Annotated in this window: 14 protein-coding genes; 3 read left to right on the top strand and 11 right to left on the bottom strand. The window is 29.9% G+C overall.

All coding sequences use genetic code 11. From position 1 onward, the window contains the following. Nucleotides 1–66: 66 nt before the first annotated feature. The 3 genes from OH806_RS01025 to OH806_RS01035 all read left to right on the top strand — a co-directional run bounded on the left by OH806_RS01025 (nt 67) and on the right by OH806_RS01035 (nt 4,325). A complete protein-coding gene (locus OH806_RS01025) occupies nt 67–1,707 on the top strand; it encodes a S41 family peptidase (RefSeq protein ID WP_264741832.1) in 1,641 nt (546 codons plus the stop codon). 132 nt (nt 1,708–1,839) lie between these two features. Then, a complete protein-coding gene (gene porX / locus OH806_RS01030; RefSeq protein WP_264741833.1) occupies nt 1,840–3,384 on the top strand; it encodes a T9SS response regulator signal transducer PorX in 1,545 nt (514 codons plus the stop codon). Nucleotides 3,385–3,560: 176 nt separating this feature from the next. After that, complete coding sequence (locus OH806_RS01035; RefSeq protein WP_264741834.1) at nt 3,561–4,325, top strand: exodeoxyribonuclease III; 765 nt, start codon at nt 3,561–3,563, stop codon at nt 4,323–4,325. A 53-nt stretch (nt 4,326–4,378) separates the two neighbouring features. Here the strand turns inward: OH806_RS01035 and OH806_RS01040 are convergent, their stop codons facing one another. The 11 genes from OH806_RS01040 to OH806_RS01090 all read right to left on the bottom strand — a co-directional run bounded on the left by OH806_RS01040 (nt 4,379) and on the right by OH806_RS01090 (nt 15,275). Continuing rightward, complete coding sequence (locus OH806_RS01040; protein WP_264741835.1) at nt 4,379–4,750, bottom strand: septal ring lytic transglycosylase RlpA family protein; 372 nt, start codon at nt 4,748–4,750, stop codon at nt 4,379–4,381. A 352-nt stretch (nt 4,751–5,102) separates the two neighbouring features. Further along, on the bottom strand, nt 5,103–5,843 hold the full coding sequence (locus OH806_RS01045; RefSeq protein WP_264741836.1) for a hypothetical protein: 741 nt from the start codon (nt 5,841–5,843) through the stop codon (nt 5,103–5,105). 17 nt (nt 5,844–5,860) lie between these two features. Beyond that, nucleotides 5,861–6,520, bottom strand: a complete 660-nt coding sequence (locus tag OH806_RS01050; protein ID WP_264741837.1) for a hypothetical protein — start codon at nt 6,518–6,520, stop codon at nt 5,861–5,863. A gap of 374 nt (nt 6,521–6,894) precedes the next feature. Next, nucleotides 6,895–8,196, bottom strand: coding sequence for a 30S ribosomal protein S12 methylthiotransferase RimO (gene rimO / locus OH806_RS01055; RefSeq protein WP_264741838.1), 1,302 nt, complete (start codon nt 8,194–8,196; stop codon nt 6,895–6,897). A 94-nt stretch (nt 8,197–8,290) separates the two neighbouring features. Beyond that, the gene (gene rfbC / locus OH806_RS01060; protein WP_264741839.1) at nt 8,291–8,836 is read right to left on the bottom strand and encodes a dTDP-4-dehydrorhamnose 3,5-epimerase; all 546 of its coding nucleotides are present in this window, start codon (nt 8,834–8,836) and stop codon (nt 8,291–8,293) included. 19 nt (nt 8,837–8,855) lie between these two features. Further along, the gene (locus OH806_RS01065) at nt 8,856–9,818 is read right to left on the bottom strand and encodes an MraY family glycosyltransferase (RefSeq protein WP_264741840.1); all 963 of its coding nucleotides are present in this window, start codon (nt 9,816–9,818) and stop codon (nt 8,856–8,858) included. Further along, nucleotides 9,818–10,723, bottom strand: coding sequence for an NAD-dependent epimerase/dehydratase family protein (locus tag OH806_RS01070; RefSeq protein ID WP_264741841.1), 906 nt, complete (start codon nt 10,721–10,723; stop codon nt 9,818–9,820). Before OH806_RS01070 ends, OH806_RS01065 begins: the two co-directional genes overlap by 1 nt. After that, a complete protein-coding gene (locus tag OH806_RS01075) occupies nt 10,720–11,544 on the bottom strand; it encodes a glycosyltransferase family 2 protein (RefSeq protein WP_264741842.1) in 825 nt (274 codons plus the stop codon). The genes OH806_RS01070 and OH806_RS01075 overlap by 4 nt, the downstream gene beginning before the upstream one ends. A gap of 21 nt (nt 11,545–11,565) precedes the next feature. Further along, nucleotides 11,566–12,693, bottom strand: a complete 1,128-nt coding sequence (locus OH806_RS01080; RefSeq protein WP_264741843.1) for a glycosyltransferase — start codon at nt 12,691–12,693, stop codon at nt 11,566–11,568. A gap of 24 nt (nt 12,694–12,717) precedes the next feature. Further along, nucleotides 12,718–13,842, bottom strand: coding sequence for a glycosyltransferase family protein (locus OH806_RS01085; RefSeq protein ID WP_264741844.1), 1,125 nt, complete (start codon nt 13,840–13,842; stop codon nt 12,718–12,720). An 80-nt stretch (nt 13,843–13,922) separates the two neighbouring features. Further along, a complete protein-coding gene (locus tag OH806_RS01090; RefSeq protein WP_264741845.1) occupies nt 13,923–15,275 on the bottom strand; it encodes a hypothetical protein in 1,353 nt (450 codons plus the stop codon). Nucleotides 15,276–15,277 lie beyond the last annotated feature (2 nt).

Below are 15,277 nucleotides of genomic sequence, written 5' to 3' on the forward strand. Positions count from 1 at the left end.
ACAAAAGTATTTGTACCATTTGTCTTTAAAAATTATCTTTGATAGAAAAAAACGGAATAACTCTTAATGAGAAAAATCTCAATATTCATTATATTATTTTTAGCTTTAAATTTCCCGGCTCAATCTCTTTTTGAAATTCAAAAATTAGAATCACTTTGTAAAGTTTGGGGATTTTTAAAATATTATCATCCCAATGTTTCAAAAGGAACTTTTAATTGGGACGAGCAACTTTTTCAGAAAATTGATGAGCTTGAGAAAGTCAATAATAAACAGCAGCTGAATGAATTATATTCAAACTGGATTGAAAGTTTGGGTGCAGTCAATAAATGTAAAGACTGCTTAAAAAAAGAAAATAAGGTCTATTTTCTTAAGAACTTTGATTTAAGCTGGATAAACAATCAAACTTATTTTGAAAATAATATTTCCAAGAAACTTCAACATATTCAAAACAACAGAAACATTCATGAAAATCATTATTTCGGAAAAGATGGCAGAAAAGTATTTTTCAGGAACGAAAACTCTTATGGTTCAAAGTTTATTTCGAAAAAAATTGGTCTTTTAGAATTATTCAGATATTGGAATTATATCGAATATTTTTTCCCATATAAATACAAAACAGACCAAAACTGGAACGATGTTTTAACGGAAATGATTCCTAAGTTTCTAAATATCAATAGTGACAAAAACTATCATTTAACTTTAGCCGAACTGGTTGCAAAAACTGATGATTCTCACGCTTACTTGTTTTCACCTTTGATTAGCTTAAATCAATACGGAAAAAGAAAAGTACCTATAGAATATTCTTACGCGGAAGGAAAGTTGGTTATCACAAAAATTCTCTCAACCAAGTTTAATGAAGAAAATCCTTTAAAAGTCGGCGATGTCATTTATGATGTTAATAGCTTAACTATACCTCAAAAAATAAATGCTTTCGGAAAATACATTCCGGCTTCTAATACTTGGGGAAAAATAAAAAAAGTAAAAAATCTGTTCCTTTTTTCAAACAATGATTCTATTAACTTAAAACTGGAAAGAGACGGACAAAATTTAGCACTAAAAGTCAAAACCTATCTTTCAAAAGATATCATTAGTGAAAAACCTATTGCTCCCGAAAAATGGAAATTCATTGACAGTGAAAACAAAATCGGCTATGTAAATATGGGTGTTATTGAAAAGGAAGATTTGGGCGAGATGTATAAAAACCTACAATCAGCTGAATCTATTGTTTTCGATTTAAGAAACTATCCTAAAAAAACAATCATTCCTTTAAGCAGAATTCTTTTACCTGAAAGCACAATTTATTATGAATTTAATTTCCCTGATACAAATTATTTAAGTAAATTTTATAGCATAAAAAACCATATCGGGACAAAAAATCTTGATTATTACAAAGGAAATATTGTTGTTTTAGTAGATGAAAACACTCAAAGCCAAGCCGAGACAACAACAATGATGCTAAAGCAACATCCAAAAGCAAAAATTATCGGAAGTAACACTTCCGGAGCAAACGGAGACATCATAAGTTTTAGAATAGCAGGGTTAGCTACCTGTTTTACAGGAATTGGAGCCTATTATCCTAATGGACAAGAAACCCAAAGAATTGGAATAATCCCCGATATTATTATAAAACCTACAATAAAAGGAATAAAAGAAGGAAGAGATGAAGTACTGGAAAGAGCTTTGGAGTATCTAAACACCGGACTTTAAATCGGAAATAATAATATATCCTTTTAATCGTTTTCATTTAACTAATATTTAACTTTTTCCCTGCTCATTTTTGCAGATTTTAAAAAGATTTGGTCAACAATTTGATACAATAACCATGTAAAAAAATAAATTATGTCAGAAAAGATATTATGGATCGATGATGAAATAGATTTACTAAAACCACATATCGTATTCTTGGAGAAAAAAGGTTATCAGGTAACACCTGTTAACAACGTAAATGAGGCGTTAGAGCTAATGGATTCTGAAAAATTTGCTCTTACACTCATTGATGAAAATATGCCAGGAATTTCCGGACTGGAAGCAATCCCTATGATAAAAGAGAAAGACAATTCTCTAAAAATAGTAATGGTGACGAAAAGTGAAGAGGAACACATTATGGAAGAAGCAATCGGTTCTCAGATTGCAGACTATATATTAAAGCCTGTAAATCCTAATCAGATCTTACTTTCATTAAAGAAAAATTTGCAGCAAGATGATCTTGTTGAGCAAAAAACAATCTTGCAATATCAGCAAGAGTTTAGGAATCTTTCAATGGAATTGTCTTATTTAAGAACCTATCAAGAATGGGCAGAATATTACAAGAAAATCTTAAACTGGGAAATAAAATTCGATAAAGTAGCAGATAATGAATTTGCAGATCTTCTTCAGTCTCAAAAAGAAGAAGCCAATATTCAGTTTGCAAAATTTATTGAAAACAACTATGAAGACTGGTTGAATGATTCTGAAAAACCAATCATGAGCCATACTCTTTTTAAAGAAAAAGTAAAACCTGAGGTTGAAAAAGAAAAGGTACTTTTATTAATGGTTGACAATCTGCGATACGACCAATGGAAAGTAATTGAACCTCTATTCACGAAGTTTTACAATAAAGTTTCTGAAGATTATTATTACAGTATCTTGCCAACGGCTACACAGTACGCAAGAAATTCGTTTTTTGCAGGTCTAATGCCTTCTGAAATTGAGAAACGTTTTCCTGATAAATGGTTTAATGATAATGAAGAAGGGAATAAAAATGAATACGAACGAGATTTCCTTGAAGATCAGATGAAGAGAATCGGGCTTGGCTCAAAATCAATGAAATATCTAAAAGTTTTGAATGCCGATTTTGAAAGAAAAATTTACGATGACTTCAATCAGCACAAAAACAATGATTTATTGGTAATCGTGTACAATTTCATCGATATCCTTTCCCATGCAAAAACCGACAACCACATTGTCGATCAATTGATTAGAGATGACAAGACGTTCCGCTCACTTACCTATAACTGGTTTGAAAACTCTTCATTAATAAAGATCATCAAAACAGCAGCAGAAAACGGATTCAAATTAGTTATCACCACAGATCACGGAACTGTTTATGTAAAAAAACCAAGCAAAGTTGTCGGTGATAGAGAAACATCTACTAATATTAGATATAAAACAGGTAAAAGTTTAACTTATGACGACGGTGATGTTTGGGCGATTACAAATCCCGAAAAACTTTTTTTACCAAAAGGAAACTTAAGCTCAAAATATATTTTTGCTAAAAATAACATCTTCCTTGCTTACCCTAAAAACTATAATCATTTTGTAAACTATTATAAAGAAACTTATCAACATGGTGGTATTTCTCTAGAAGAATGTATCATTCCTATAAGTATTTTAGAACCCAAATAGTTTTTTTTCATAGTTTATTTAATTTTGGGTTGAGGCGGAAAAAATCAATTGATTTTTTCCGCCTTTTTAATATTCATATCTTCGCGTGACAAAGAGAAATTAAAGATAAAATACAAGTCCTTATTTCTATTTATCAGAAAATTTGAATTATTAATTTACCTATTACGAATAATCACATGAGGCTAATCACATACAACGTAAACGGAATACGAGCTGCATTTACTAAGGATTTTCTAGGTTGGTTAAAGTCTGCTGATCCAGATGTTATCTGCATTCAGGAAAGCAAAGCAGGTAATGACCAAATAGATATTGAAAGTCTTGAAAAATTAGGATATCATAGTTATTGGCATTCAGCACAAAGAAAAGGCTACAGTGGGGTCGGAATCGCCTCAAAAATAAAACCCAATCATGTAGAATATGGATGTGGAATTGAAAGCTATGATAATGAAGGAAGAATAATCCGAGCTGATTTTGATGGTTTTTCTGCAATTTCTGTTTATGTTCCGTCTGCATCAAATATTGAAAGGTTAGATTTTAAAATGCAATTCTGCCATGATTTCCTTAATTATATAAAGGAGCTAAAGAAGACTATTCCAAATTTGATCATTTCAGGGGACTTTAATATCTGTCATCAGGCAATTGATATTCACGACCCTGTTCGATTAAAAAACGTATCAGGATTTTTACCAATGGAAAGAGAATGGATGACAAATTTCATTGAGGAATGCGAACTAATAGACTCTTTCAGATTCTTTAATAACGAACCTGATAATTATACCTGGTGGAGCTACAGACAAAATTCCAGAGCAAAAAATAAAGGATGGAGATTAGATTACAATTTTGCAACGTATTCTTTAAAAGAGAAACTTTCAAGAGCTGTAATATTAAAAGAAGCCGTACATTCTGACCATTGTCCTGCTCTTCTCGAAGCTAACATATAAATAAAAAAGCCAACTTTAAAAGTTGGCTTTTTCTTTAATTTAAAATCATAAATTTAATCGACAATTTCATATTCCACCGGAATAGTCCCATGACTAATATCTCCGATTTCATCGAACGCGGCTTTAGACATATCTAAAGCTCTTGATGAATGGAAAGGCCCTCTATCATTTACTCTTACAATTACCTCTTTTCCATTGTTCAGATTGGTTACTTTAATATTAGTACCAAAAGGAAGCGTTCTGTTTGCTGCAGTAAATTTTGTGTTATCAAAAATTTCTCCGCTAGCTGTTTTTCTACCGTTAAATTTATCGTGGTAGTACGATGCATAACTTGTTTTTTTCGCATCTATGGCAATATTCGTAAAAGAATAAATACCAAAGGTTGAAATCATCATTATGATTACGAGAATGAATCTTTTCATCATTTTGAACTTTTATTGGTTTTGACTCAGCAAAAGTATCATGAAAGTTCTAAACTCCACAGCCAACATGTTAAAATATGTTAACAAAAGTCGAATTATATGTTAACTACTCTCGTAACCTACTATTAATAGGTAGTTTACAGTACTATGTTAAAATATGTTAAAAACAAGCCTGTTTTGTTAATGAATTTAACTAATTAATGCATAATTTCATTTTACAGAAAAACAAATACATTGATTATCAATAAATTAATTAAAATTAAATATTTTAAATTTAAAAAAAATAACTTCAAAACTAAATAAAAAAAACCAATGAGATTTACTCATTGGTTTTATATATAATATAATTTAAATATTATTTTAAATACTCCAACACATAATCGTAAGTATCCGCAGGGTATACAACTGAAATACTAGGAGAACCTGTAACAGCATTATTTGTAGCACCTACATTATAAGAATAAAGATCTCTAGAATAAACTACTTTATTACCAGTTCCTGATGTCTTATAAATAGTGATTCCATACATTGATGTCATTCCTGTAGGGGACGGAATACTAACTGTTGTAGAAGTACCGTTAGCTACAAATGATCCTTTGATAGCATAAACCTGAGCACCATTTACTAATGTATTAGTAACAGTTTCAGTAGTTTTCACATCTACTTTAGGCGACGCTCCCCCTACAGGCAACCATCTTCCCTCTGAAACACTTCCATTAGCTTCCCCATTAGGATTTGAGAAATAATACCATCCAGGAACTAAATTAGCTGTTTGAGTAGTTATTGCAGGATCAGCAGTAGAACCACCATTTTTTGTATTATACACCAACATCCCGTCAAAATAAGACGGAAAAGTAATACCATCTGCCAATGTAAGATCAAATCTAAATAAACTTAAATCTGTATTTGGAAATACTAATCCTTTACCCATACTGTTTGATGAAGATGCACTCGTATTAAAGTTAGTACTCGCATCAAAAAAAGCATTAGAGTCAGCAATATTATTAGCAACTAATTGATTAGAGTTAACTTGTGCTGAAATTTTCGTTAAGGAAAAAGACGCTAAAAGAACTATATAAAGACCTATTTTTTTCATTTTATTTTATGTTTTTATTAATTAAACGAAATAGCAGCCCAAGCTGTACCATCACTTATAAAAGCCTTAGCTCTGTTTTGAGCTAATGTACCAACTAATAATGTAGCAGATCCTGCAGATTGAACAACTACAGTTCCTGATGCTGTGTTATTATTAGCAACATAAACAAGTCTACCTATATTCCCACTAGGATCTGGCAAGTCAATAGTAAGAGCTCCTGGAGCCTTAGTAATGATAAAAAAATCATTTGCAGTAGCAGAGTATGCATTAGTATTTGTCAAAATAGTCACACCTCCTCTAGTAGCTTCATATCTTTGTGGAGTAGAAGCCCCACCTCCAACGGCTTTCCAAACTGAGTTTGGTGCATCATAATAATAGAAACCTGTAGCCGTTACATTAACTGTTTTACCAGCTCCTGTTCCATCAGCAATAGATGTAACAAATGCTAAAGCACCATTTTGCGCAACATCATATGCTGCATTTTTTGCTTCTAATTGAGCTCTTGTCATACGAGGGACTAATAATGCGTCTGGTCTGGTAGCATCAGTCGTATTAGCTGTAACATCTAAAGTAGCAGCAGGAGTACTTGTATTTATCCCTACACGCCCTATAGTCTGTGCCTTAGACAACGCCGCGAAGCCAACAAGCATCGTCGCCGTAAATAAAATTTTTTTCATAAGTTTTTAAAGGTTTTTAATTACATTTTCCACCAATAGTTTTTATAATAATATAATTAATTAACTATTTAACAATACTGATTTAAAATAAAACTTAAACACAAAATAGAACATCAAAAAACTCTTTGACTTCTAAATTCCTAAACGTCTAATCTTCACATAAATAGTATTTATAAAAACTATTCTTTTGCGCAAAGTTATGATTTAATTTTTTAATTTCTAAATTAATTAACGAAATTTTACATTTTTTTTCCATAAAAAAATACAAACTATTAATTATCAGCAAATTAAATCACAAAAAACTAACTCAATTCAATTTCACTTAAAATTGAATAAACATTAAAATAGTATTAAATTTATTAACAATCATTTAATTAAACCAATTCACCATATAAATCGAATTCTTCAGCAGAGGTTATTCTTACATTTGCAAATTCTCCTATAGAAATATAGGTATTTTCTGCAGATACTAAAACTGTATTATCAACATCAGGGGAATCATACTCAGTTCTACCTATAAAATAATTACCTTCCTTTCTATCAAAAATACACTTATATATCTTATTTACTCTTTCCTGATTTTTTTCCCAAGATATTTGAGACTGCAACTCCATAATTTCTTCTACTCTCGCCTCTTTTACTTCCTGAGGAATATCGTCTTCCAAAACATAGGCTCCAGTGTTCTCTTCATGAGAATAGGTAAAACATCCTAATCTATCGAATTTTTGCTCTTTCACCCAATCTTTCAACTCTTGAAATCTTTCTTCAGTTTCTCCCGGATAACCAACAATAAGAGTAGTTCGGATAGCCATATCTGGAACTTTTTCTCTGAACTTATCTAAAAGAGCATTAGTTTTCTCATGAGTAGTACCTCTTTTCATTGATTTCAACAAATCAGAATTAATATGCTGAAGAGGAATATCTATATAATTACAAACTTTAGGTTCTTCTCTAATAATGTCTAAAACATCCTCCGGAAATCCGCTTGGGAAAGCATAATGCAAACGAATCCATTCAATACCTTCAACTTTCACCAATTCTTTCAGTAAATCTCCAAGTGCACGTTTTTTATAAATATCTAAACCATAATATGTTAAATCCTGAGCAATTAGAATTAATTCTTTAGTTCCTTTTTTAGCCAATTTTTGAGCTTCAACAACAAGTTTTTCAATTGGCGTGGAAACGTGGCCACCTCTCATCAAAGGAATTGCACAAAAAGAACAAGGTCTGTCACAACCTTCAGAAATTTTTAAATAAGCATAATGTTTAGGCGTTGTTGTAAGTCTTTCTCCAACAAGTTCATGTTTATAATCTGCTCCTAAATGCTTCAAAAGAATAGGTAAATCTCTGGTTCCAAAATATTGGTCTACATCTGGAATTTCTCTAACTAAATCAGGTTTATATCTTTCGGAGAGACATCCTGTAACAAAAACTTTCTCAACTTCTCCTCTATTTTTAGCTTCAACATAGTCAAGAATTGTATTGATAGACTCTTCTTTAGCATTATCTATGAATCCGCAGGTATTAATAACAACAATATCACCTCTGTCTTCATGAACCACTTCTTTTCCATTGGCTTTCAATTGGCTCATTAAAACTTCAGAATCATAAACATTCTTAGAGCAACCAAGTGTTACAACATTTATTTTCTTTTTACCTACAGATTTTGTGCGCATCTTTTTGATTTTGAGTTTGCAAAGATACGAAATATTAAAACTTTTGCGTTAAAAAATAAAAACCATCTCAACAAGATGGTTTCCAATATTATAATTAAAAGTTTCTTTCTGAAAATTTTGGTAAAGTTTTATCTTTTTCTGAAAGCTGAATAACTTCTAAAGGTAATTTCCAATCAATATTTAGATCAGGATCGTTCCAAATAACGCTTCCTTCTGATTCTTTATTATAAAAGTTATCACATTTATATGAGAAAATTGCAGTTTCGCTTAAGACAGAAAAGCCATGTCCGAAACCTCTTGGAACATATAATTGAAGCTTATTCTCCGGAGTAAGTTCAACACCAAACCACTTTCCAAAAGTTGGAGAATCTTCTCTTAAGTCTACAGCAACATCAAAGACCCTACCTTCCAGACAAGACACCAATTTTGCCTGTGCATGTTCTCCTTTCTGCAAATGAACTCCACGAAGAACACCATAAGATGATTTGGAAATATTATCCTGAACGAAGTGACCGTTCATTCCTGTTAATTCCTCAAATCTCTTTTCATTAAATTTTTCATAAAAATACCCTCTGTCATCTTCAAAAACAGTGGGCTCAATTATATAACAGTCCTTAAGTGGGGTTTCTTTAATTTTCATAATTATTTTTCTTCTTACATTACAAATTATATTCTTTTTTTAGCATCCATTTTAAACCTAAATAAATTCCACCTAACGGAACAAAAATAATTAAAATGATTGCCCAAATTGGAAGCTGTGAATTTATTAAAAAAATATTGACAAATAATTGACAAATTGCATATACAGAACTAATCACCAAATGAGAAACTTTTTTTTCATTTGCAAAAAGCTGATACAAGTGTCTTCTATGAGCTTCAAAAATATTTTCTTTTAATAATATTCTTTCAATAATTGTTAATACTACTTCAATACCATAAACTGATAACAAAAGGATGTATTTATACTCTCCTGTTTTCATAATGAGAAGTGTAATGAGACCAATCACCCAAAAACCAATTCCCATACTTCCAACATCTCCAGCAAAACATTTTGCTTTTTTTCTAAAGTTAAAAAAAAGAAAAACAATACATGCTAAAATAGGATAATAGATAAAGTTATTATCTGTAAACTCAACAACTTGTCTATTTATGTAAACTAAAGAACACAAAGTCATCAAGCTATAAACTCCCGTCATTCCATTAATTCCGTCCATAAAATTATAGGCGTTTAATGTACCAATGATTAAAATGAATAAAATTGGCCAACCCCAGAATGGCATTAAGTCAAATGCCCCCGTAAAGTATAATAACAAAACAACCGAGATAAAATGAATTGACAATCTTATTTTATTTGATAACGTTTTAATATCATCAATAAAACTAATAGTACAAATTGCTAATAATCCCAACCCAAAAGGCCAATAATTCTGGCAGACATCCTTAAAGTTAAACAAACAAAAGACAATAAATGCAATTGGAAAAATAATGCCTCCTCCACGCAATGTTATTTGGGTATGGGCACTTCTATGATTAGGTTTATCAATAATATTATATTTATCTGCTATTTTGAAATAAACTAATATTGAAACAAATAATATTATTGTAATAAGAATGTACTCCATTATTTTTTGAAACTTTTAATCGTTTTTGTTAAGCCTTCTTCCGCAGTTAAGGGAAGTTTATCTATTTCTAAAGCTGTTTTAATTTTTTGATTTGAGACTAATAAATTATTTGTGAGTTTTTTTAATTTTTTAGTATTCAAAGGAAATGGTAAAATATCCCCAAGCTTAGCTAAACCTTTTATTAAAAATTTAGGAAGGTTTATATTAGGAATTTTAAGATTTTCAACTTTTTTTATAACTTCAATAATATCATTAGTGGCAATAGGTTCGTCATCAGCAATATGATAAATTCCGTTTTCTAATTTATTACTTTTTTGAATTATTTGTTGAATAAAAAAATTAAAATTATCAATAGATACAAATGACCTTTCATTATTAAACGAAGCTAAAGGGTAAGGAATTCCTTTTGATATAATTTTATAAAGTAATCCGAGATTACCTTTATCACCAGGACCATGAACCATTGGAGGTCGAATAATCACAAGCTTTTTATCATTTGGTAAATTTTGTTTTAGCAGCCACTCTTCTGCTTCTCTTTTACTTTTCCCATAGAAAGAAATAGGATTGCAATTATTTGTTTCATCTAAAGGTTTATCAGATTCAAACTCCTCTAAAGCGGCAAGTGAGCTAATATGAATAAACAATTTAGCTTTACTTTTTTTAAAAACTTCAAACACTTGTTGTGCCAACTCTACATTAGCATAATAATAATCTTTTTCTGTTGCAACGCCTTCATGATCATGGGCTTTACCTACAAGATTAATAAAAATCTCAATTTCTTCATTAAGCTCATTCCTCCATAAAGAATTCCGTAATGAAACTTCCTGAATTTTGAAATTTTGCTGTAATGATTTTACTAGATTATCCCCAATGAAACCTGAACTCCCAAAAACAGCTATTTTCATTTACCTAATGCTTTAAGGGTTCTATTATTAATTACTTTTCTCTCTTTATCAAATAGCCAACCCCATTTATTGAAATAATACATAGCAGACTCCATTCCAATTTTTGTAAGCCTCCAAGATTTGTGAGATCCTTTTTCAAAATGATGATAAATATGTACCTCAGGATAATAAACTGTTCTATATCCTCCATTTATTAACCGTCTGCACAAGTCAGTTTCCTCTCCATACATGAAAATCTTCTCATCAAAAAAACCAACTTCACGTAAGGCTTCAAGTTTTAAAAACATAAAACACCCTGAAAGATAAGGTACATCCATTATTTTATTATACCCTGTAAATCTCAATTCAAAAAATTCATTTCTTTTTTCAACCATCCCTTTAAAAGGGTTGAATCTTCTCCCAATCCAATCATAGGGAGTAGGAAGTAATTTACACAAACGCTGTATTTCGCCATCAGGATACAATACCTTTGGCATTATATTACCAATATCTGGATTGCTTTTTAAATAATCCGTTAGTTTATTGAGTACATCTTCATCAAAATACGCATCAGGATTTAATACCAGATGATAAATACTATTTTTTTCTATAGCTTTTTTTATTGCAATGTTATGAGCTGCCCCAAAACCTGGATTTGAGGGATTAAAAACATATTCAACATTAGGATGGTTAATAATTGATTTCAGCTCATCCGTTGGAGAATTATCTACTAAATATAAAAATATTGGATAATCTGTTTTTGAATTAAGGAAGCTGTTAATCGCATCCAAAAGAATTTTTCTATCATTTCTATAACAAACTATACTTGCAGTTACAAACATTTCACTAATTAATTTTAAGATTTAAATAGATTTAAACACATCCAAATATCTTTTGGCTCTAATTTCAGCATTTCCAAACGCCTTAATTCTTTGTTTACCATTTTCTATCAGTAACTCAGAAAGATTTTCATTGGTTATTATATCTTCTATTTTTGATTGAATATCTTTAGCATCTAAAGGATCAAAATAAAGAGCAGCATTCTCACAAATAGATTTAGCAAACGAATAATGCGATGTTAAAATAGGAACTCCCATTTTCATTGCCTCAGGATAGTTTGCAGAAAATGATTCTATTAATGTTGGTAAAAAAAGAGCATTACATTCTGAATATAGTTGAGGGCAGTCTTTGACATCCACTCTCCCAAGATTAATTATTTTTGCTTTCGCTTCATCGCTAAAGTAACGTTCATACTTATCAGGATCAACAGTTAATACAAATTTAACATTCTTGCCCAACTTTCTATCATTCAAAATAGGTACAATCTCATTTATTATGGTCAGGTTTTTATGTATATCAAAAGAGGCTAATGACAAAAATCTATATTCATTCTCCTCAGGTACAGGTAATAGATGTTTTTTTGAAGAAATAGCATTTTCTTCAAAATATCTATTGTATGTATTACTAACAGTAAAAATGTCGGATTTGCTAATATCTAAAAAAGCAGATAACCTTTTAGACATATCATCTGTTTCACAAATAAAATATTTTCCATTTCTCTTTAAAAAAAAACGATGAGCAATCTTCATCAAATTAATTCTCAAAACATCTTTAAATGAAATTTTTTTAAAAAAAGGAGACTCAGGATAAACATAATACGAATTAGCAAATCCTGTTACATGTTTAGTTTGGGGAGTCCAACATGAAGGTCCAAAAACGGAAAAAACAATATCCGGATTTATTAGTTTTTCTAGTTTTCTTAACTGTTTTCTTACTGAAAAACCTTTAAGTCCATATAAAGGGTGATTTTCAAATTGATAAAAATGAAAATTATCCGGAAAATCATACACATCAATTTCTTTTGATACTGTTTTACTTAAAAAAACATGATAAATATTTTCAGGAAAGCCAATACATTCATAAATAAATGAAACTGCTACTTGTGTTACTCCCGTTCCACTTAGTGTTGTTGTATTAATAACTAAATTCATTTGATATAATGATATGTAAAGACATTAAACTTCTTCCAAAACCGATTTAATAATTGCTTTGTTATCAACTGCATTAAACATAATAAATGAGTTTTGCGAATACTGATCAAAATTCTGATCTATCTCCAAAATCATATTTTTAATCTCTGCAACATCATTGCTTGTACCAAAGATCCTGCCACAACCAAATTTCTGAAACGGCACCGATAATCCTGGAATATTATTACCAATTACAGGTACTCCATAACCCGAATATTCAAAAATTTTATTTGGTGCACAGAAAATTTGATTCAACGATATAGGATCATACATTAAAATTCCTATCCTTGCAAGTGAAGTGATATACAGATGCTGTGGAGAAGGTATAAAGGAAATATGCACTAAACGTGGACATATTTTCTTATAGTGTTCTAGCATACCAAAATCTCTCCCCATAATTACAGGTATAAAATCTTCACCTAACTCATTAACAGCTTTCAGAATAAATGTAAGATCTCTTTCAGGCGAAATTAATCCCTGATAAAGTACTATCTTTTTATGATTTTTAATCAGGCTATCATATAATTCAGAATGGTTTTCTTTTAAAAATTCTCCTGCTTTTTTATCATCTAATAATTTATATGGTTTATTAGGTAAAACAACGGGATATTTTTTAGGTTTAAACCACAAATTAAAAATAGCTGCTCTATTCTCTTCACATACAATCAGTCTTTTACTTGTCGTGATATATTTATTTAATACATACTTATAAAAAGAAGAATGATCATACATCTCTAAAACATGCATTACATAGTTTATTCTATCAAAAATATTACTATATAATAAAGGAGCAATACTATCTGCATCTACAAACCAAACAATTCTGTTGTTATTTTCAGGTAAGGATAATTCTTTTAAAACTTCTTTTCTATATTTCCACCATGTCTGTATTTTCTTTTTAAAAGATCTTTTCTTTAAACTTACAAACGATGCTAGTCCCAAATCTTTAAACTCCACACCTTTATCCTGAAACTCTTTCCTCCAATACTCATTTACTCCTAACGTTATCAGTTTAACAGAAACACCCAAATCTATCAAATGTTGAATTACCATTTGTGTGGGCGGTTCGTTTTCAATAGTATTTTTATGAATTATTAAAACTTTTTTCATGTTAATTTTTAAATCATTATTTATGTCAGAAGTATTTACAGTTTCATTACTTTATTAGTAAATATTACTAAAAATTTAGACTATCTAATTTTATAATTATATTTTACAAATGGTTGCAATATAGTGAGTATTACAATAAAAAAAAGTATTGGATATAACCCCTGCGTAATAGCTGATAAAATATCTCCTCTTATTGCAAGTAAAGATGCCAGAAAACATAACAACGCAATTAAAAGAGAAACATAATTGTCTGATAATAAAAAAGTATTTACAATTTTGGTGAGTAGTCCGGCATATAATCCCATTAAAAAAGAATATAATATTAAACCTAAAATACCTTCATTTGCCCAACCCTCTCCTGCTATTCCCGCTGCATTAGACCATTTAAAATCTGCTAAATATTCATAATCAAAATTTTGTCCACCAAATTTCACTTCAGTTAAAGCAACACCAAAACCAACCGGTTTTTGCTTCCATATACTTCTAGGAATTGGATTAAATAAAACTGCTTTCAGGGTATAATTAAGAGGTAAAAAACTCACTGAGGAACCAAAAGTTTCAATACATTTATTATAATCAATTAATAATAGATCACCTTCTGCAGAATTATATTCCTTTTGTGATTCTGAAAAATCCATTTCTGCAATGGTCTTCTGAAGCATTTCTAAGTTATCAATTTCTTTATTTCTAATTGATGATAAAGCCAAAAATGACAAGAATACAATAGAAGCTGGAAAAAGAAGTTTTACATTTAAAAATAAACTTTTAATAACAAGCTTTTTATTTTTAATACTTACAATTATATTAGCTAATATAATAATGATTAATAATGAAATAATTGCACCTCTAGTTCCTCTCGGAAAAGCTGCAAGAGCTAAAGCAAAAAAACTGAGATTAAGATATAAAGAATTTGTCTTAAATCTAGCATTATTATAACTTAATACAAACAATATTAATGATGATAACGAGTACAATGAAAATATAATAATAGTTAAGAATGTAGGAACATTCTCTTTTTCAGGAAGTCTGTAATAAAATCTAGTGGCAGCCTTATCAAAAGATCCATAAAGCCATGTATTAAACGAAAAATCTAAAATAACATATAAAAGAACAATTAAAAAAAGATAAAATTGTTGCTTAGACCTAAGCGGTTTTATATTAAATTTATGAAAAGCAGCATTCTTATTGTTAATAAACCCAATAATTCTTTTATGCGGTCTTTTACTAATTATATAGGCTGTCGAAGTAAAAATGATAAATGATAAAAACAATAATAGTTCCGATTTCTCCGTAAGCTCTACATCTTGTTTGATTCCGAAAAAAAATATAAATATAACGTTCATACAAAATAAGGGATCTGTAATAGATTTAAATCCTTTATTAATAACGATCGCTAATAAGAAAAATATTGCAAAATATCCTGCAAATGTCATTT

The sequence above is a fragment of the Chryseobacterium oryctis genome (genome assembly GCF_025971925.1).
Lineage (GTDB): Bacteria > Bacteroidota > Bacteroidia > Flavobacteriales > Weeksellaceae > Chryseobacterium > Chryseobacterium oryctis.

Coding starts and splice junctions, on each gene's coding strand:
- OH806_RS01045 (WP_264741836.1), bottom strand. CDS start 5,843: ATGAAAAAAATAGGTCTTTATATAGTTCTTTTAGCGTCTTTTTCCTTA.
- OH806_RS01080 (WP_264741843.1), bottom strand. CDS start 12,693: ATGAATTTAGTTATTAATACAACAACACTAAGTGGAACGGGAGTAACA.
- OH806_RS01025 (WP_264741832.1), top strand. CDS start 67: ATGAGAAAAATCTCAATATTCATTATATTATTTTTAGCTTTAAATTTC.
- OH806_RS01085 (WP_264741844.1), bottom strand. CDS start 13,842: ATGAAAAAAGTTTTAATAATTCATAAAAATACTATTGAAAACGAACCG.
- OH806_RS01075 (WP_264741842.1), bottom strand. CDS start 11,544: ATGTTTGTAACTGCAAGTATAGTTTGTTATAGAAATGATAGAAAAATT.
- OH806_RS01065 (WP_264741840.1), bottom strand. CDS start 9,818: ATGGAGTACATTCTTATTACAATAATATTATTTGTTTCAATATTAGTT.
- rfbC (WP_264741839.1), bottom strand. CDS start 8,836: ATGAAAATTAAAGAAACCCCACTTAAGGACTGTTATATAATTGAGCCC.
- OH806_RS01050 (WP_264741837.1), bottom strand. CDS start 6,520: ATGAAAAAAATTTTATTTACGGCGACGATGCTTGTTGGCTTCGCGGCG.
- OH806_RS01040 (WP_264741835.1), bottom strand. CDS start 4,750: ATGATGAAAAGATTCATTCTCGTAATCATAATGATGATTTCAACCTTT.
- OH806_RS01070 (WP_264741841.1), bottom strand. CDS start 10,723: ATGAAAATAGCTGTTTTTGGGAGTTCAGGTTTCATTGGGGATAATCTA.
- porX (WP_264741833.1), top strand. CDS start 1,840: ATGTCAGAAAAGATATTATGGATCGATGATGAAATAGATTTACTAAAA.
- OH806_RS01035 (WP_264741834.1), top strand. CDS start 3,561: ATGAGGCTAATCACATACAACGTAAACGGAATACGAGCTGCATTTACT.
- rimO (WP_264741838.1), bottom strand. CDS start 8,196: ATGCGCACAAAATCTGTAGGTAAAAAGAAAATAAATGTTGTAACACTT.
- OH806_RS01090 (WP_264741845.1), bottom strand. CDS start 15,275: ATGACATTTGCAGGATATTTTGCAATATTTTTCTTATTAGCGATCGTT.